This window comes from Streptomyces sp. NPDC054863 (assembly GCF_053610825.1).
The window spans coordinates 37,281-54,489 of the sequence record NZ_JBSGZD010000022.1 but is presented as its reverse complement, the minus strand read 5'-3'; the positions used below and the strand labels follow the sequence as shown (position 1 = coordinate 54,489).

General features: G+C 67.2%; 14 protein-coding genes. 8 read left to right on the top strand and 6 right to left on the bottom strand.

Going from position 1 to position 17,209, the window contains the following annotated elements:
- The coding region (locus ACWGIG_RS07240; RefSeq protein ID WP_453320538.1) for an AMP-binding protein at positions 1–1,058 on the bottom strand (1,058 nt) is incomplete at its 3' end.
- Entirely contained in the window at positions 1,055–1,345 is a 291-nt protein-coding gene (locus ACWGIG_RS07235; RefSeq protein ID WP_453320537.1) for a phosphopantetheine-binding protein, read from the bottom strand. The genes ACWGIG_RS07240 and ACWGIG_RS07235, both read right to left, overlap by 4 nt.
- Before the next feature lie 406 nt (positions 1,346–1,751).
- Between ACWGIG_RS07235 and ACWGIG_RS07230 the strand changes: the two genes are divergently transcribed.
- Together ACWGIG_RS07230 and ACWGIG_RS07225 are read left to right on the top strand one after the other, a co-directional pair.
- Entirely contained in the window at positions 1,752–2,096 is a 345-nt protein-coding gene (locus ACWGIG_RS07230; protein ID WP_453320536.1) for an acyl carrier protein, read from the top strand.
- Positions 2,093–3,841: an acyl-CoA dehydrogenase family protein gene (locus tag ACWGIG_RS07225; protein ID WP_453320535.1), complete on the top strand. Its 1,749-nt coding sequence runs from the start codon at positions 2,093–2,095 to the stop codon at positions 3,839–3,841. Before ACWGIG_RS07230 ends, ACWGIG_RS07225 begins: the two co-directional genes overlap by 4 nt.
- A 75-nt stretch (positions 3,842–3,916) precedes the next feature.
- Here ACWGIG_RS07225 and ACWGIG_RS07220 read toward each other — a convergent pair whose 3' ends face one another.
- Positions 3,917–5,281: a helix-turn-helix domain-containing protein gene (locus ACWGIG_RS07220; protein WP_453320534.1), complete on the bottom strand. Its 1,365-nt coding sequence runs from the start codon at positions 5,279–5,281 to the stop codon at positions 3,917–3,919.
- 927 nt (positions 5,282–6,208) lie between these two features.
- On the opposite strand from ACWGIG_RS07220, the gene ACWGIG_RS07215 reads away from it, so the two are divergent.
- The 3 genes from ACWGIG_RS07215 (at position 6,209) to ACWGIG_RS07205 (ending at position 12,132) form a co-directional block, all read left to right on the top strand.
- Positions 6,209–7,017, top strand: a protein-coding gene (locus ACWGIG_RS07215; protein WP_453320533.1) for an IS5 family transposase whose coding sequence is annotated in 2 segments (ribosomal slippage) — positions 6,209–6,557 and positions 6,557–7,017 — 810 coding nt in all. Because the reading frame shifts where the segments join, the coding sequence is not laid out codon by codon here.
- A 1,072-nt stretch (positions 7,018–8,089) separates the two neighbouring features.
- Positions 8,090–11,608, top strand: a complete 3,519-nt coding sequence (locus tag ACWGIG_RS07210) for an AAA family ATPase (RefSeq protein ID WP_453320532.1) — start codon at positions 8,090–8,092, stop codon at positions 11,606–11,608.
- Positions 11,609–11,886: 278 nt separating this feature from the next.
- On the top strand, positions 11,887–12,132 hold the full coding sequence (locus tag ACWGIG_RS07205) for a UDP-N-acetylmuramoylalanyl-D-glutamate--2,6-diaminopimelate ligase (protein WP_453320531.1): 246 nt from the start codon (positions 11,887–11,889) through the stop codon (positions 12,130–12,132).
- A 52-nt stretch (positions 12,133–12,184) separates the two neighbouring features.
- On the opposite strand, the gene ACWGIG_RS07200 is transcribed toward ACWGIG_RS07205, so the two are convergent.
- Both ACWGIG_RS07200 and ACWGIG_RS07195 read right to left on the bottom strand, forming a co-directional pair.
- Positions 12,185–12,676 (bottom strand): hypothetical protein, encoded by a 492-nt coding sequence (locus tag ACWGIG_RS07200; protein ID WP_453320530.1) that lies wholly within the window; start codon positions 12,674–12,676, stop codon positions 12,185–12,187.
- Between the two features lie 11 nt (positions 12,677–12,687).
- Positions 12,688–12,963, bottom strand: a complete 276-nt coding sequence (locus tag ACWGIG_RS07195; RefSeq protein ID WP_453320529.1) for a hypothetical protein — start codon at positions 12,961–12,963, stop codon at positions 12,688–12,690.
- A gap of 307 nt (positions 12,964–13,270) precedes the next feature.
- On the opposite strand from ACWGIG_RS07195, the gene ACWGIG_RS07190 reads away from it, so the two are divergent.
- Both ACWGIG_RS07190 and ACWGIG_RS07185 read left to right on the top strand, forming a co-directional pair.
- Entirely contained in the window at positions 13,271–14,947 is a 1,677-nt protein-coding gene (locus ACWGIG_RS07190) for an Eco57I restriction-modification methylase domain-containing protein (RefSeq protein WP_453320528.1), read from the top strand.
- Between the two features lie 13 nt (positions 14,948–14,960).
- Positions 14,961–15,710 (top strand): PaeR7I family type II restriction endonuclease, encoded by a 750-nt coding sequence (locus tag ACWGIG_RS07185; protein WP_453320527.1) that lies wholly within the window; start codon positions 14,961–14,963, stop codon positions 15,708–15,710.
- Between the two features lie 88 nt (positions 15,711–15,798).
- Here ACWGIG_RS07185 and ACWGIG_RS07180 read toward each other — a convergent pair whose 3' ends face one another.
- Positions 15,799–16,305 carry a hypothetical protein gene (locus ACWGIG_RS07180; protein ID WP_453320526.1) on the bottom strand — a complete coding sequence of 169 codons (507 nt, stop codon included), beginning with the start codon at positions 16,303–16,305 and terminating at the stop codon, positions 15,799–15,801.
- Positions 16,306–16,736: 431 nt separating this feature from the next.
- Between ACWGIG_RS07180 and ACWGIG_RS07175 the strand changes: the two genes are divergently transcribed.
- The gene (locus ACWGIG_RS07175) at positions 16,737–16,877 is read left to right on the top strand and encodes a hypothetical protein (RefSeq protein ID WP_158740469.1); all 141 of its coding nucleotides are present in this window, start codon (positions 16,737–16,739) and stop codon (positions 16,875–16,877) included.
- Positions 16,878–17,209: the final 332 nt, after the last annotated feature.

Below are 17,209 nucleotides of genomic sequence, written 5' to 3'. Positions count from 1 at the left end.
CCACGGGAGTTGGTGTCCGCGCCCGGGGCGGCGGGCGCCGGGGCGGCGGGCGCCGCGCCGTCGCCCCGCCCGGGAGCCAACCGGACCTCGATCCCGTCCAGGATCCTGCCGCAGCCCTTCGGCCGGGCAGGGGTGGCGAAGGAGACGTTGCCCAGCTCGGTACTCCCGTAGCCGTCCAGCAGCGGGACGCCCACCACGGACCGGAACCGTTCCGTCAGCCCCTGGTCCAGCGGGGCACCCCCGGTGCACCAGAGCCGTACGCCCTCCAGCCCTTCGAGCAGAGCCGGGTTCCGCCGGGCCAGATTGAGCAGACTCCGGTACGTCGACGGGGTGGCGTCGACGATGGTGGCGCCGTGCGCCGCACCCGCCCGGATCGCCAGGTCGACGCGGTGGAACGGCGAGACCAGCAGGGAGGCGCCGGAGAGGTGGGCGAGGAAGATCAGCGAGAGCCCGTACTGGTGGGAGAAGGGCAGCAGCGGAAGGAAGGTGTCGGTGTCGCGGTAGCCCAGGTGGGCCACGGTCCGCTCCAGGTTGGTGAGGAACCCGTCGCCCGACTTGACGATCCCCTTGGCCCTGCCCGTCGAGCCGGTGGACCAGGCCACCAGGGCGTCGGTGCGACGCCGCCACCGGGAGAAGTCCAGCACGGCGCCGGCCGGGCCCGCAGCGCCCACCGGGTCCGCCGTGCCGCCCGCGTCCGCCGGAGCGCCGGAGGCCGCGACGAGTGCGTCCAGGGCCAGGAAGCGGGGCGCTCCTGGCCCGGGGAACAGCAGGCCTTCCGGTACGTCACCGATCCCCCAGCGGACCCTGCACTGCTCGATGACCGCCCGGGTGTCGTCGCCGGTCTGGCGGTGGTCCAGGACGACCAGGGACGCGTCGAGGTGCGCGAGGGCCAGCATCGTGTACGCGTACGCGGCGGAGTTCTCCGCCTTGAGCACCACCCGGTCACCGGCCCTGAACCCGTGCCGTGTGATTTCCTCCGCGATCGCGAGGCCCGCGGCCGCCATGGCGGACCGGCTCGGGACCTCGACCCCGTCCGCGACGTCGGCCGGCACACTCATCGCTTCTCCTGAGCGCCACGCTCCGCCGTCTCGCGGATCGCGCGCACCGAGCGGAAGTTGCGCAGGGACAGCGCCCCGGTGGGGACGGTCACGCCGTACCGGTTCTCCAGCCAGGCCACCACGTGCAGCACACCGAGGCTGTCCATCCACCCCTCGGCGAGCAGGTCCTGCTCCGGATCGAGGTCCGTCACGTCGTCGTCGAGGAAGTGGTCGACGACGAACCGGGCGATCTCGTCCTCGGAGACGGCGGGCGTCGTGGCGGGTGCGGCGGGAGGCTCAATGGGCATGGACGTTCCTCTCGAAGGGTGTGGGCCGGTGGGCCACAGAGCTGCGGTCCGCAGCGAGGCATCCGCCGGCGTCCGGGCCGGCGACCGCGCTCGTTGCCACGTACTCCCCGTCCGTCGACTGCCCGACCGGTCACGCCACTTGGCGTGAACCCCGTGATGGATGTTCGGGGATGCCTCACCGCTCGACCAGGCAGAGCACCGGCAATACGGGGGGGCATAGCACCGGCAATTCGGAGGAGGCCGAAAAGGCGGCGTCCGGGCGTCGCGGCTGCCGCTTCCGAGCCCGCCCGATGGCCGGATCCGGCCGCTCACGCGTACGTCACCCCCACGCGGCACCTGGAGTTGCCGTGCTTTTGCCGGGCGCTTTGCCTGGGTGCCGGGCGCGCCCCGCCCTAGCGTCGGCGCCATGACTCAGACCCCTGCCGCCATCGGCAACGAAGCCGTCGCTCCCGTGGTGAGCGGACTGGTGCGGCTGATCGCACCGCGCAATCTCGACGTGATCGAGGCGGACCACCGCCTCGTCGGTGACCTCGGCTTCCACTCGCTCGTCCTCGCGGAACTCGGCTACAACCTTGAGGAGTTGTACGGCCTGCGGTCGCTCAACCCCGAGGAGGCCATGCGGCTGGAGCGCGTCAGCGACGTGATCGAACTGGTCAGCACCGAGGTGGCCGAAGGCAGGGCGGCCCTGCCCGACGACGACGACGTCGCCGGCATGTTCGCCCGCTACGGCTTCGAGGAACCCGCCGCATGACGGACCGCGCCTTCGACCGCCCGGCCTACGCACTGGCCGCCGATCTGGACCGGGCGCTCGGCGACCCGACCGCGGACACCGGCCCGTTCAGCTACGCCGAGATGGTCGCGTACGAGGAGAACGGCGAACTGCCGCCCGGCGCGGTGGACCTCATCAAGTCCTGGGGATTCGCCGAGTACCTGGTGCCCGAGGAGTTCGGTGGCCGGCTGCGGAACCTGGAGCAGCTCTTCCTGCTGACCCGGACCCTCTCGCGCCGCAACCTGACCGTCGCGGTGATGTTCGGCTCGGCGATCCTCGGCGTCAACCCGGTGTGGCTGTGGGGCGACGAGGAGCAGCGCGCGAAGGTCGCACGGGGCATCCTCGACGGCGACCTCGCGTGCTTCGCGGTGTCCGAACCGGACCACGGCAGCGACCTGGGCACCAACGAGACCGCGGCGGTGCCCCACGGCGACGGATATCTGCTGACCGGCGAGAAGTGGCCCGTCGGCAACGCCACCCGGGGCCGCTTCGTCACCGTCTACGCCGCCGTCGACGGCGCGGGTTCCTCGCTGCTGCTGCTCGACAAGGAGCAGCTGGACGAGGGCAGTTGGGACAACCACCCCTTCGTGAAGACCGTGGGCCTGCGCGGACACGACCTCAGCGGCATCACCTTCCAGGACACCCGGGTGCCCGCCGGGTCGCTGCTCGGCCGCCCGGGCGCGGGCCTGGTCGGGATCCTCCAGGTCCTGCAGATCACCCGCACGGCGATCGGCGGACTGTCGCTCGGCACCATGGACTCCGTCCTGCGGATCGCACTGCGCCATGCGCGGGAGCGGGTCCTGTACGGGCAGGAGATCTACCAACTGCCGGTGATCCGGCGGCACCTGGTGAACTCCTACCTCGACCTGCTGATCGCCGAGTGCACGGCGCTCCCGGTGGCCCGCTCGCTGTCCGTCGCGCCGTCCCGGCTCAGCCTGTGGTCCTCGGTGGTCAAGTACCTCGTCCCGACGCTCGGCGAGGAGGTCGTCCAGGAGTGCGCCAGGGTCCTGGGCGCCCGCAGCTACCTGCGCGAGGGCGTGGCCTCGGGCGTCTTCCAGAAGCTCCAGCGCGACCATGCGATCGCGAGCATCTTCGAGGGCACCACCCACGTCAACCTGCACAGCATCGCTTCCCAGCTCCCGGCCGTGGCCCGGGTCGCCGACCGGCCTTCGCCGCGCGGCGACGACGTGCTGCGGCAGCTCTTCGACTGGTCCGAGGAAGCGCCCGTGTGGCACCCCTCGGGACGGGAGATGCGGCTGACCAGCGCCGCCGAGGACGAGATCACCCGCGGTTGGAACCCGGCCGTCGAGGAGACCCTGCGGATCGCGGAGCACGAGCTCGCGGCGCCCGAGGGTGCGGCGCTCGCCAAGGTCGTCGGCGAACTCTCCGCGCGCCGGGCGGTGTTCTACGCACAGATCGCCGCCGCATCGCTCGACGCGGGGACGACGGAGGGCCAGGACCGGGCGGCCGAGCACTGCGTGCACCACGCCGCCGCCTCCTGCCTCTACACCTGGCTGCACAGCTTCGGGCAGGAGCGTGCGGCGGAGGGCGGCAGCGGCTGGCTGGTGCTGGTGCTCCAACGGCTGCTGCAGCGGCTGCAGCCCGACGCCGTACTGGACGAGGCCTCGCTGCCGTGGCTGGAGGAGCAGATCATGTCGAGTCTCGACGCGGCGGACTACTTCTCGCTGCGCACGGTCAAGGAGGCAGCCGGGCGGTCCGGGGCCTGAGCGGCACTCCGGGTGGGGTGCCGGAGCTCTCCCACCCCACCCGGCCCGGGGACCGCCCGGGATCGGCCAGGGCTCCTAGCAGCCCTGGCCGAGCGACGCACCGGTTTTCGCCGGGCCCGGCCGCCGCGCGTGGGTGAGCAGCCAGTGCCGTACGAGCGCGTGGACCCGGTACTTGTAGTGCAGTTGCCGTTCGATGTGGACCAGCGAGGCATCCGCGAGGTCCGCGAGGAGGTGAGCGACCTGAGTCGCGTCCAGATGTCCCTGCTGGACCCTGAGCACGTCCTCCAGGGAGAACGGGCTCTGCACCGTGGCGAGTTCGTGCAGCAGGTCCTGGTGCGGCGCGGGGAGCAGTTCGTAACTCCACCGCACGCTGTCCGAGAGGGTGCGGTGCCGGGACAGGCGGCCCGCGTCGACCTGGTCCAGGAGGGGGAAGAGGTTGCCGCCCTGCAGGAGCGAAGTGAGCGGAAGCGATCTGAGCCGTTGGGCCGCCACCTCCAGGGCCAGCGGTATCCCGTCGAGGAGTCTGCACAGCCGGGTGACCAGGGGCAGTTGGTTGCCCAGGTCGAGGGTCGGCAGGCCGGCCTGCACCCGGCGCAGGAAGTGTTCCACCGCGCTCGGTACGGTCGCCTCGCCGCCGTCCGGCCCCTCCACCCGCAGTGGCTCGACGGCCCAGGTCTCCGTGGCGCCGATGGACGGCGTGCGACGGGAGGTGATGATCAGATGAAGTCCGGGATGCTCGCTGAGCAGGTTCCTCGCGATCCGTGCCGCATGCTGAAGGACGTGCTCCGCGTTGTCCAGCACCAGCAGCCGGTGCCCGGTCCGGGAGCCCCCGCGCAGGAAACCGCACTCGCCGTCCAACTCGCGTACGACACGCGTCAGTTCGCTGCCCGCGAGCGAGGAATCAAGGTGTTCGGGCGGGCAGCTGTGCAGATCGGCGACAGCCACCCCGTTCCGGAAGAGCGGGCGCAGTCGAACCGCCGCCGCATGTGCCAGCCGGGACTTGCCCACACCGCCGGCTCCGGTGAGTACCACGATCGGACTGCGCTGTACGGCGGCCATGACGTGCCGCAGGTCCGTCTGCCGGCCCACCAGCGGATCGTTCAGCGGCCAGGGACCGTGCCAGGGCGGCAGTTCCGGAGCCTGCGAGAAGTGCGGCTCGGCACGCTGCTCGGGCAGTACCGGCCAGCCTTCGCTTCCCCAGGGTGTCGCCGTCTCGGCGATGGTCGCACCGAAGGCGGAGAGCAGCAGGTCCACCGAGGTGCGGCGCGGGTTGGTGTTGGAGCCCGTCTCCAGATTGCGGATCGTGCGGACGCTGACGCCGGAGCGCTCGGAGAGCTCCTCCTGGGTCCATCCGGAGATCTTGCGCTGGTTGGTTAGAAATTCCCGCAGCTGATGGATGTCTTTTCTGTCGAGCAGAAAAAGGCCGTTCGGAACCAGCATGTATGAATCCTCCCCCAAGAATATATATACAGCGCCCGGCATGCCTCACAGCATGCAATTGGACCCCCAAGTACCCGCCCCGTTGGTCGACGGGGCAGTCCTGGGGAGCCGACAAGAGGAATCGCCGAGCTGGGCACCAATCAAAAGCCCCTCGCGGGACGGTTTGCCGAGTGCCAATCCGGATCTTACTCGATCAAACGTGTGGGTCCATAGTTCTCAGTTCCGCAACCCGGGTGCCGATCGCCTCCACGGCGCGTCGTTTCCGCAGGTCAGGGGGGTGCCCCAAGCTCTCATGTGAAGATCCTCCCGAACTCGGGGACATCGGCCCCGGGAAGGAAGCCACCTGCGACGAAGCTGGTTCCGGTACACCGAAGGAAGGCCCCCGCGGGGTCGACGAAGACGCCGACATGGACGCACTCGGGTTTCTCGCGGGGGTTCGGCCAGGTCTGGGACGGTGCCGTTATGCGGATATCGACGGTCTATGCAAAAGGCTCACATGAGCGCCCCCGGAATGGCAGCCCCGGTGGCCGTACCGGGACCACCAGGAAAACACGGCCTTTCACGCCCCGGAATTCCCGGTGCGACCCGCTCCGGGTCCCGCCGCACCCCTGGCCGCTACGGACCGACCGCGCAGCACTCAGCAGCGGCAGCGAGCCGCCAGGACCACACTCGACGTCCGCGACGAGCTTGCGAGATGTCGCGGAGCCAAATTGACAGTGGGTCTGAACGAAGTGTTGATCTCCCTCGTGCGCTGCCATCCGTCCGTAGCTATCGCTGAAACGACGGCGGTGCCAGCCTCACCGGCAACTCCGACGATCTACGGGGCCACGCTTGCCCCCTGGGAGACGCGGGACGATCTCGTGCCTCCTTGCGTTGCCGTGCCCCTAAGAAGTCATCTCATTTGGCATTGCCGGTATTCTGTGGGTCATGGTGGGGATCGTTGAGCGGCTGGTGCCGGACGAGTTGTGGGAGTTGTTCCAGCGGGTAGTGCCGGAGGCGCCGTCGCGACCGCAGGGTGGCGGCCGACGTCGGCACGGCGACCGGGAAGTGCTGGCCGCGATCGTGTTCGTGGCTACGTCAGGTTGCACCTGGCAGCAGCTGCCTTCCGCGTCGTTCGGCCCGTCCGGTGCGACCGCCCATCGGCGGTTCTCGGAGTGGTCGAAGGCCAGGGTGTGGGCCAAGCTCCACCGTCTGGTCCTCGACGAACTCGGTGCCCGCGGCGAGCTGGACTGGTCGCGGTGCGCGATCGACTCGGTGAACATGCGGGCCCTGAAAAGGGGGACCTGACAGGTCCGAATCCTGTCGACCGGGGCAAGTACGGCTCGAAGATCCACCTGATCACGGAACGGTCGGGCCTGCCCATATCCGTCGGCATTTCCGGGGCCAACCTGCACGACAGCCAGGCCCTGATCCCGCTCGTGAAGGGCATCCCGCCGATCCGCTCGCGCCGCGGACGGCGACGGCGCAAGCCCGGCAAGCTCCACGCCGACAAGGGCTACGACTACGCCTACCTGCGGCGATGGTTACGCGGCCGGGGTATCACCCACCGCATCGCCCGGAAGGGAGTCGAGTCCTCACAACGACTGGGACGCCACCGCTGGACCGTCGAACGCACGATGGCCTGGCTCGCAGGCTGCCGCCGACTGCACCGCCGCTACGAACGGAAAGCCGACCACTTCCTTGCCTTCACCAGCATCGCCTGCACACTCATCTGCTACCGCAGGTTCGCCAAATGAGATGACCTCTAAGGCACGTACACAGCAAGTCATCAGCCATGGCATTCAGTTGATGGGGTACAACAGGTCTTTCGTCGCCGCCTCGCGGAGCGGCCCGTGCTCCAGGTCGTTCTGGAGAATCCGGAGGTTGTCGGCTGGCCACTGGACGAGCTACGCAACGTCGAGTTCGACGAAATGGGTGGCACGATGTTGGACCGTGATCCTTCGAGGAGGTCGCGATTGGCCCCGTCACCGCGCCAGTCCTGCTCCTGTCGTGTCTTTGTGAAGCATCGGTCGGGACGACCTGGCCCGCTGCCTGGTCTTGAGCAGCCTGCCGACGGTCGAGCTGGACGAGGCGGAGTGCACCTCCGCATTCCTCGACGTCCTAGCGCTCCTCGGTAGTTCGCAGGACGTGACCGTGTTCGGCCGACGGGCCGTCGAAGAGGTCCGCTCTCCCGTGTCCCCGGGGTGGGCTTCATTGCCCGCTTGCTGCGGCAGCACGACCAGCTGGAAGCAGCCGCAGACCACTTCGAAGCCACTTCCACCGAGCCGCCCGAACCTGCCCCCGGCGCTGAGCCGGCGACGCATCCCGCGCCCTGCCGTGCGCAGCCCGTACGGTCTGGAGACCGACGGGACCCCTGCCTGCCCCTGGTACGGCCTCGACCACTCCGGTCCTTCCTTTCCGCCCTGGCGTCACCGTGACCCACTCTCCCGCACCGACCCGGACCCTCAGCAGGCCGGGGTGCGCCACATCGATAACCCACCTAGGGCCCGCAAGGCACAGGCCGCCCAACCGTGCTCCGTCACACGTGAGATGGCTGTTCGCTGAATGTCTGGGGACTGGCGGGTTCTCCGCCGATCTGGAGTGCAGCACGCCAAAGGCGCTGCTCGTGAGTCCGCCCTTCTGGCCCTCAAAGGGGGTGCGCAATGCAGGCGGTCACAACGCCCTTTCTGGCATGTTTCAGAGGGCGCCTACACGGCAGTTATGAATGGTTGCGACACCGGTCTGTCAGTGGCGCCCTGCATGCTAACGGGGACAAACCGAGGCCAAGGGAGGATGCACCACATGGGTGGAGTCGATACGGCACGGGGCATGGGGTTCCAGACAGCGTGTGCCATTCTGCAGCTCATCCGCACGACGGAGGAGTACCCGGAAGCCGAAGTCTTCCGCGTGGAGGGCGCCGACGAGGCTATCGACTTCGAGGTGCGTGATGGGCAGGGGCGACCGCTTCTGCTCGCCCAGGCGAAGACCCGCGTCGAGCCCCGCTCGTGGTCGGGGCCGGAGTTGGTGCGGCTGGCCCGCCGGTGGGGAGAGGCCGACCCCGACGGTACGGCGGTACTGCGGTTCCTTTCGGATGGACCGGTGCACGCATCGGGGCAGGCCGTGCGCGATGCGGCGGAGCGGGCCCGCGCCGTGACGGACCCCGAGCAGTGGCTGATCGCGTGCGAGAGCCTACGGCCCTCGATCGCGCTGACGGCCGAGGACCATGCGCTGATGCGTCGGCTGGAGATCAACACCCGCACGGGGCCGTGGGAGCAGATCCTGAATGAAGCACGGATGGAGCTGTTGCGACTCTCCCCCACAGCCATGGCCGCGGCCGAGATCGACGGCACCGTCCACGCGTTGTTCGTGAAGATGTTCCAGTGGTCCGGCGAGCGCCGGCTCGATCGTCGTACGGTACGGCTGGACGAGCTTCCGGGGCTGCTGGTCGGGCACCTCACCGCATCCGGGACCGGAACGAGCGTCCCGCTGGGGCCGAGGCGCGCCCTGTTTCGTGACGTCCCCTCGGCCACGGGTCTGCGGGGCCGGGAGAAGGAACTGGACGCGTTGCGGGAGCGGTTCGGCGGTGAGCCCGACGCGGGGACGGCCTGCGTGGTGGTGTCCGGACTCGGCGGCATCGGCAAGTCGAGCATCGCCAGGCTGTACGCCCACCGGAACCGGGGAGCGTACGAGTTCGCCTGGTGGATCCCGTCCGACACACGGGAGAACGTGATCGCCGCATACCGGCGGTTGGTCACCGAGGAACATCAGGAGGCGGCCGAGCCGGCTACCGAGGCAGAGATCATCGACCAGGTCGGCCGCCGACTCGCGCCCTTGGGCACCAGGCTCCTGCTCGTCTACGACAACGTTGTGGACCGGGAGCAGTTGCAGGGTCTACTCCCCACCTGTGATGACGCCCACGTGCTGGTCACCACCCGCGACTCGGCCTGGGCGGCAGCGGACGGCGGGCTGGTCGTGGACCGAATGACGTCGGAGGAGGCCATCGACTGGGCGGCCGAGCGACTGCCCTGTGTCGCCGAGACCGAGGTGTCTGCCCTGGTCGACGCGGTGGAGCGGATCCCGCTCGGCATCGCCCAGGCCACCGGATACATTGCGGCGACCCAGTGTCCGGTCGACGTCTATCTGACGGAACTCGCCGGCTGCAGGGCCCGGTTGCTCGACAACCCGGGCTTCGTGCCGCTGGACTACGCGGAGGGCGTCACGCTGACGGCGGCGGTGACCCTCAGCGTGGGCAGGGTGATCGCACAGGCACTGCACTCGCCCGAGGCCTCGGAGCAGCAGCTCGCCGCCGAGCTGCTCGCTCGCTGCGCCCTGCTGGCACCGGACTTCATCCCGCTCCATCTTGCGGCCCTGGACCTTCCGACCGGCTCCGCCGTCTACGGCGCCGTGGCGGAGCTGCGCCGGTTCTCCCTGGTCGCTCCTCAAAACGGCATGCTGGCGATCCACCGCATCGTCCAGGAGGTCGTCCGGGCGCTGATGGACAGTGAGGCGGCCGACATGATGCACGGGCGCTTCCAGCACGAGCTGGTGGAACAGCTGGTCGATTGCCAGAAGCGGAGCCAGTGGGCCGAGGCGGCGACACTGATCGAGCATGCGGTGCACGTCGCGCACCATGTGCGCGAGAGCGGCCACGCGGACGGCAACACCGTCGCGTTGCTCGCCAATGTCGCGGGAGCCATCTCGAACATCCACGGTGACCTGGCGCGCAGCGAGACCCTGTTGCGCGAGGCGTTGGCGGTCGTGGAGCACGCCGATGGGGAATCCATGGACGACCCTGTGTACCGGCAGGCGGCGACGACGACCACGCTCGCCCAGTGTTTGCAGAATCAGCTGAGGTTCGACGAGGCCGCGGAGGCGGCACGGACGGCCTGGACCCTGCTGGAAGGAATGGACGCGCTGGATGCCGAGGGTGTGGAGCACCTGCTGCTGGCGCACGTCGCTGACATGAGAACAGCTGTGGCAACGGACCGCTTCGCCGACATCGCCCGTGCCGCCATGAGGGTCGAGGCAGTACTGCAGCGTGAGGATGTGGCTCCGTCGATCGCCCTGGGGATTCGGCTGGAACAGGCGCAGATGCTCATATGGATCAAGAACTGGGACGACGCGGCCGCGGCGATCGACATGGCCAAGAGCCTCGTGGGCGCCGAGGAGGAACCACACGCGGAGCTGCTTTTCCTGGACGCCATCGTGAAGGCCTCCACGGGCCTGCTGGAAGAGGCGCTCGCCGTCACCGCGAGCATCCCGGAGCCCGACGCGCAGGCAGCCGTGACAATCATGCGCCACCATGCGGACCAGATGGTGGACGCGGCCCACGGCCTCATGGTCGGCAGCCTCCACAGGCAGGAGAAGGGGATGCCCACGGACGTCTGGATCCTGAACGCCGCGGAGTCGCTGCTCGACCGAGCCGAGGCTCTGCTGAGAGCACACACCGAAGCGGGGCCGGATGTCCTGGCCCACGTCAGGCAGCGGCACGCGGTCCTGGCCTTGACCCGGCATAGGCTGGGGTATCCGGACGGGGACCTCGACCTGTGCCGAGCCCTCATGCGCGAGAGCCTGGAGATGTTCGAGGCGGCGGGACAGGCCCACGCTCCGCTCGCGGTCACCGCCCGCGCGTTCCTCGCGAGGGATGGACAGGACGACGAGGACGACCTAGCCGAACGGGAAGGAGCGGACGGGCCCCCTCGCACTCCGTCGGCGCCGTCGAACGGCGGGGGAATGTACCCGATTTCAGTGTTCCCCTGGCAGACCGCCGTCACCTGGGCACGAGCCGTACCACCGGACGCGCGCTCGTTGTACGCCCTGCTCGGAGCCACCGCCTACCACCTCGGTGAGCAGGAGGCGCCTTCACCCGCCTTCCTCGCCCTGGCGGTCACCGCGGCACTGCGTTCCATGGGCCTGACGAGCCGCATGATCCCGACGACGCTGGGGGTGACCCGCGATGGCGTACCGCTCGAACTGCCGGGCTGGCAGGTCCCGCCGACCGTCACGCGGACCGGGGAGGTCCAGGGCCACGTGACCCTCTGGTGCGAGGAGGCTGGCCGCTTGGTGGACCCGGCCTTGCTGCTCGGCCAGAGCCGATTCCCCCTGGACGCCGAGGAGCGGGAGGTCTTCCGGCTCCCTGCGGTGTTCCCGGCCCCCGACGTGGACGCCCTGCTCGCCTTCAGACCAGCTACTCACCGAGAAGGTCACCTGCTCACGTACGACTTCCGCCCCGACTGGGAGGAACAGCTCGTCGAAGTCCTCGGGCACCTGGACAAGGCGGCCGTTGCGACTTTTGCCCAACAGATCGCCTCCTCAGCGACCCTCGCTACCGACGGCATCACTCGATAGACACACCAAGGGGCCACCCTCGACGGGAGTGGCCCCTCACGACTTCGGTACGGACCGCATCAGCGACGCGGCCCGCTGTCAGCCGCTCACACGTTGAAGCGGAACACCGGAACCAGATTTTTGACCTGCGGAAACGCCGGAGCATCGGTACGGATCCAGCCAGGAGCCAGCCGCCGGAAACGGCGGGGTTGAGGGCTGGCTGTTCCCGCCGACTGCCCCGCCTTTTGCGGCAAGGCTCCCAGCGACTGGGCGACGAAGCCCACCGCGAGGTCGGACGCATGGCAGGCCAGTACGGCATCGACATGCTCATCGGAGTCGGCGGCAACCTCGTCAAGCAAACCGCCCTGTACGCGGGCGAGGCCGGCGTCCCCGACATCGTTCTGGTCGCCGACAACGACACCGCAGCGGCCTGCCTCGACTCCATCCTCCGACCCGGCGGCAAGGTCATCGTGAAGGCCTCGCGCTCAGGGCAGCTTTGGCAGGTAGCTCAACGTCTCACGGGGCAGGCTGTCACCGGAATCTGAGTCGGCCAGGAAGTGTTCAGAGGCTTCCTAGCCCCCAGCCAACAGCGAAGGTTCATGGAGATATGCGAGGGAGCAGAACGAACAGGAGACCCGCGAAGAACACGATCATGCCCCTGGGTAGGACATCCCGCAGAAAGACCGGCCCGCCGCGAGTGAGCAAAGGGTCTTCCCGAGCCTCCAGCCGGTGCCGGGCCCAGAAGAACAAGGCGTCTCCCAGCCAGCCGACGAGCGCCGCGACGAAAAGCCACGGCAGATAGCCTCGAATCAGGTCGACGAGCAGGCCTCCGCCTCGAAGAGCTATGACGATTCCAAAGAGCCCGAGGCCCCCGGCGCTAAAGAAGAAGGCCCAGACCCGAAGAAGGAACTCCTGCTTCATCTGCCAGTACGTGGCCCGCGCAATGCGCTCTCGGTTACGAAGCAAATCATGCGCCGAGGGCTGCGGAATCTGACCACCAATGAAGTTGTTGACCTGCTCCCCTGACACCTGGACAGGACCATGGATGGTGCTGTTGTGCACACTGCTGGACTCGCCCTGATCGATCAACGCACCTACCTTTAAAACGAGTTGTTCTGTACGCCCGACCCTTGCACGGGCCCAATGATCGTGTTGTTGAAGAGTGAGACGGTGGCCACGCCGTCTCCCGGCCCCCCTTCCGGCTCCTCACGCACTGACGCGAGGAGGTCCGCAACTGCAACTGGATCGGCATCGATCATGCTCCGCACGTAGCCCCTCAACTCGCGGGCGAGAACTCGCTGCGTCCTCTCGTCACCACGGGCCACAGCACCCGAGAGGTCATTGCGCATCCGGTCGAAGTGCTCGATGTCCGGCAACTGCCCACCTGACCGTCCGCGCCGGAGTAGACCTGCCAGCCGCGGACGCAGAACGCGTTCGTACGCGTCCGTTGCCAGTAGCCCACCCAAGGCCGTCGCTCCGCCGTCCACCAAACGGGCAACTTCAGCATCCATACATCCCCCAACCCTCAGTTGAACACTGAGAGTACCGAGAGGGTTGCCCTCTGTCAGGGCCTTCGCGAGCTTTACTCTCCCTGTTCTTGAACGGTCATCGGCCTTCCGGCTCGCGGACTACAGCTGCCGTGACAGGACCTGCGGCGAAAATCCTCCCTAGTATGGTCAGAACGTGGCTACTCCCTTGTTCATCGACACAGACCTGCGTACCCTTCCCGACCTCCCCGTGGAGGTCGTGGAACACGGCGAGGTCTTCACGCGACGCTGGGTGGTCGACCTTGCCCTCGATCTCCTCGGCTACACCGCGGACAAGGACCTCACCGAGGTAAGGCTGGTCGAGCCAGCCTGTGGCGCTGGCGCATTCCTGGTCGCGATCGCTTCGAGGGTCAGTTCGTCCTGCCGCGCGCACAATCGCCCCATTACGGACGCACTCTCTGCAGTTCGCGCCCTGGACCTGTTGGACCGCAACGTGCTGCGGAGCCGCGTGACTGTCGAGGCGCAGTTGGTTGCCGAGGGTTGGCTGGCAGAGGAGTCGCAGAAGGTGGCTGCGGCTTGGGTCGAGCAAGGTGACTACCTACTGCAAGCCGACGCTGACCATCGAGCTGACTACGTAGTCGGCAACCCTCCATACATCCGCCTCGAAGACGTTCCCGATGCCCGGATGACTGCATACCGGCAAGCCTGCACCACGATGGGTGGTCGAGCAGACATCTACATCGGCTTCTACGAAGTAGCGCTGCGGAGCCTCACCCCAGGGGGGCGGCTCGGCTTCATCTGTGCGGACCGCTGGATGCGGAACCAATACGGTCGTCGACTCCGGCAGATGGTACGCAGCCGCTTCAGTATGGACGTGGCGCTTGTCATGCATGACGTAGACGCCTTCGACGATCAAGTTTCGGCCTATCCGGCCATCACGATCATCTCCAACCAGGCTCAGGGCCGCGCAGTGGCAGCAGACACCACCCGGGAGTTCGGCAGCGCGCAGGCCCGTGACTTTGTGTCCTGGTGTGCACAGGAATCCTCGGAGTCGATCACCACAACGGCATTCCAAGCAGCCCGCATGCCTAACTGGTTCCCGGATGAGGATTCCTGGCCAGCCGCCTCCCCCGCCAGGCTGGCGGTACTCGAGGAACTCACAGAACGCTTCCGGCTGCTGGAAGATGACAAGACAGGCACTCGGGTCGGCATCGGCATTGCCACCGGTGCCGACAAGGTCTTCCTCACGGGAGACAAGGGGCTCGTCGAGAGCGATCGACTCCTTCCCATGGCCATGGTTCGCGATACGACCAGCGGTGCCCTCGACTGGCACGGCACATATCTGGTCAACCCATGGACAGCCGAGGGCCGCCTCGTCGATCTTGCCGCGTATCCCCGCCTCGCCTCATACTTCGAGGAACATGGAACCGCGCTGCGGAAGCGCTACATCGCGACCAAGCAGCCTGATCGCTGGTACAAGACGATCGACAAGGTCGATCACCGCCTGATTGGTCGGCCGAAGCTGCTGTTGCCGGACATGAAGCTGACGATCCATCCGGTCCTCGACGAAGGCGGACTGTACCCTCACCACAACCTGTACTTCATCGTCTCGGAAGCCTGGGACATGCGCGTTCTCGGCGGCCTGTTGCTGTCGAAGGTTGCCGAGGCTTTCGTGGAAGCGTATGCGGTCAAGATGCGAGGGGGAACGATCCGCTTTCAGGCGCAGTACCTCCGCAAGATCCGCGTGCCCGATCCGCAGGCGATCAGCGAGAGCGACCAAGTCGCACTCAGAGAAGCCTTCGACAAGCGCGATGTGCAGGCTGCCACTGAAGCAGCTCTACGTGTCTATGGGCTCGCCGAACTGCCTGACTAGAAAGGAACGGATCTTGACGGTCACCCGCCAAGACTTCGAGGGCGCCATAGCTGCGTACTGGGATGCCAAGAACACTCAGCGTGAGCTATCCGTCATCAAGGACGCCGTGGGAGCGGGAACGGCTGGCTCAGTGCGAGGAGGTAAGCATTTCGACCATATTGCTGCGCTGCTCGCCAAGTTCTTCCTCGACGCCGGCTACGCACCGGAGGACATTCGAGTAAACAAGCAGCAGGGGCTGGAGCTCCCTGGGTACTATCGACCCCAAAAGCAGTGGGATCTCGTGGTAACCCGCGGCAATACCTTGGTTGCTGCCTTCGAGCTCAAGGCCCTGGGCGGGCCTTCATTCGGAAACAACTACAACAACCGGGTCGAGGAAGCACTAGGCAGCGCCGTGGACCTGCGCCGTGCTGCACTCGCTGATGCCTTCCCTGGCGAGAAGCCGTGGCTCGGATATTTCTTCATCATGGAAGATCATCCCAAGTCCCGCAGCCCGGTTTCGGTCCGGAAGGGGCCCTTTCCAGTCGAGCGGATCTGGCTGGGGAAGTCCTATCAGGATAGGTTCGCCATCTTCTGCGAGCGCCTGATGGACGAGGGACTTTACGACTCCGTCTGCTATATCACGTCCTCAAAGGACGAGACTAAGCCAATCGAGCTCGTCACAAGCCTGGACTGGCGCCACTTCTCGGCAGCGATCAACGCTCGCATTAGGTACCTAGAGGACCTAGGGCTGCCGGGCCCTGATCAAGACACGATGCAGCTGTAACCGCCTCGCGGCGCCACCGGATTTGGCGCCGCGATCCACCTCGGTGGGCCTACCGGGAACCTTCTCCCCGATTAGACGAGTGCCGACCTCAGCCGCTCGGCGCGTCACCAAGTGCGCCGAAGAGTATTCGTAGCTCGCGTGGACTTCCACCGCAGGCTACCTCCGCTGATTTGATCAGGGCCTTTAGGCCCTCCAGGGAAGATTTGCTGCGAACGTACTCCACTATTCCAGCCCAGTAGTCAATCGTCCCCGGAGCGCCTCCGACATAGATCTCCTTGGGCAACTTTGCGCTGTCCAAGAACTCATAAGCCTTGGTCTTCACAGGAAAAAGAGACAAAAGGGCAGCAGATAGCGCCAACTGTATGATATCTAGCCAAGCTGTATCGTCGAGCTTCGAGGCAGCCGCCACTGCATCAGAGTCACCCTGCAGCCTGCCCCTCCGAGGCGGAAGCACCCATGAACCATCCCCGCCGTGAGGCTCCCGCGATCCAGGTGGTTTGACCTCAGGAACTGTCTCCAGCGACTGCTCTTCACCGCCCCCCGCAACGTAATGCACCCGGGCGGCAGAAACCCACAACTCGTTGAACCGGCGCACCTCTGCTTCCTGGTCCTGACCAGCCAGACCGGCAAGTAGATGCGCTAGGTCACGAACGACTGGCAGCGCGGGCAGATCCGACTGGCGGAAGACCGCATGGATGGTGCTCTTGGAGCGGGGGAATGGCGGTCGCGCCATCTCCGGACAACTCGGCCACCCAGCCAGCAAGTGCAGCTCGTGGAGAGCGTCGTTAAGTTCCCTGTGAGCGCCCGGGGGAAGCCCCGGCTTTCGCAAGGCCCTGGCCACCGCATACCCCCGACCGTCCGGCACCGTCCAGAAACGTCCAGCAATACTCGCACGACGTCCAAACGTGTGCTCGGGCGCCCTAAGTTGTCGAAAGGCAGCCTCAAACATCCTGGCCCGCAAGGGAGGGGTGACTCTAGGTGCGGGGCGCCCAGCCAGGGGTGCACGACCAGGAGGGTCTCGAAAGCATGTCGAAGAAGTCCACTTCCGAGAAGTCCACCTTCGAGCGCTTGATCCGCACCGCACTGTTCGCATCCGTCCGTGGGGCGGCGTACACCGCAGGCGCTGTCATGGTGACGGCGACCGTCTGGTGGCTGCAGAGCCTGTAGCTACCTACTCAGTTCACAAAACACGGACGCCGAGCTCTGTCTCGCCGGGCCACGGACGCTCACGGCGAGCACCCCGAGGGATCGGTGCCATTCGTTACCTGGTGTGACAACGATCTACGCGCGGACGATCGCGGCCTCTCCCTGTGTGCAGAGGAACCCACCCCGCCAGCGCCTGATGGCAGGTCCATAGCATCAGTGAGCCGAGGAAGTAGCCCTCGTACTTGTCGCGTTCGAGGCGTGCGGCGAAGGCGTCGGCCTGGGTCTTCTTCTCGAAGGTCGGCTGGCGTTCGGCCCGGGTCCCGCCGGGCTCGCGGTAGCCGGACGGTCCAGGC

Excerpts from the sequence above, each read along its gene's own strand:
- ACWGIG_RS07235 (WP_453320537.1), bottom strand. The coding sequence starts at position 1,345 with ATGCCCATTGAGCCTCCCGCCGCACCCGCCACGACGCCCGCCGTCTCC.
- ACWGIG_RS07230 (WP_453320536.1), top strand. The coding sequence starts at position 1,752 with ATGACTCAGACCCCTGCCGCCATCGGCAACGAAGCCGTCGCTCCCGTG.
- ACWGIG_RS07225 (WP_453320535.1), top strand. The coding sequence starts at position 2,093 with ATGACGGACCGCGCCTTCGACCGCCCGGCCTACGCACTGGCCGCCGAT.
- ACWGIG_RS07220 (WP_453320534.1), bottom strand. The coding sequence starts at position 5,281 with ATGCTGGTTCCGAACGGCCTTTTTCTGCTCGACAGAAAAGACATCCAT.
- ACWGIG_RS07210 (WP_453320532.1), top strand. The coding sequence starts at position 8,090 with ATGGGGTTCCAGACAGCGTGTGCCATTCTGCAGCTCATCCGCACGACG.
- ACWGIG_RS07205 (WP_453320531.1), top strand. The coding sequence starts at position 11,887 with ATGGCAGGCCAGTACGGCATCGACATGCTCATCGGAGTCGGCGGCAAC.
- ACWGIG_RS07175 (WP_158740469.1), top strand. The coding sequence starts at position 16,737 with ATGTCGAAGAAGTCCACTTCCGAGAAGTCCACCTTCGAGCGCTTGATC.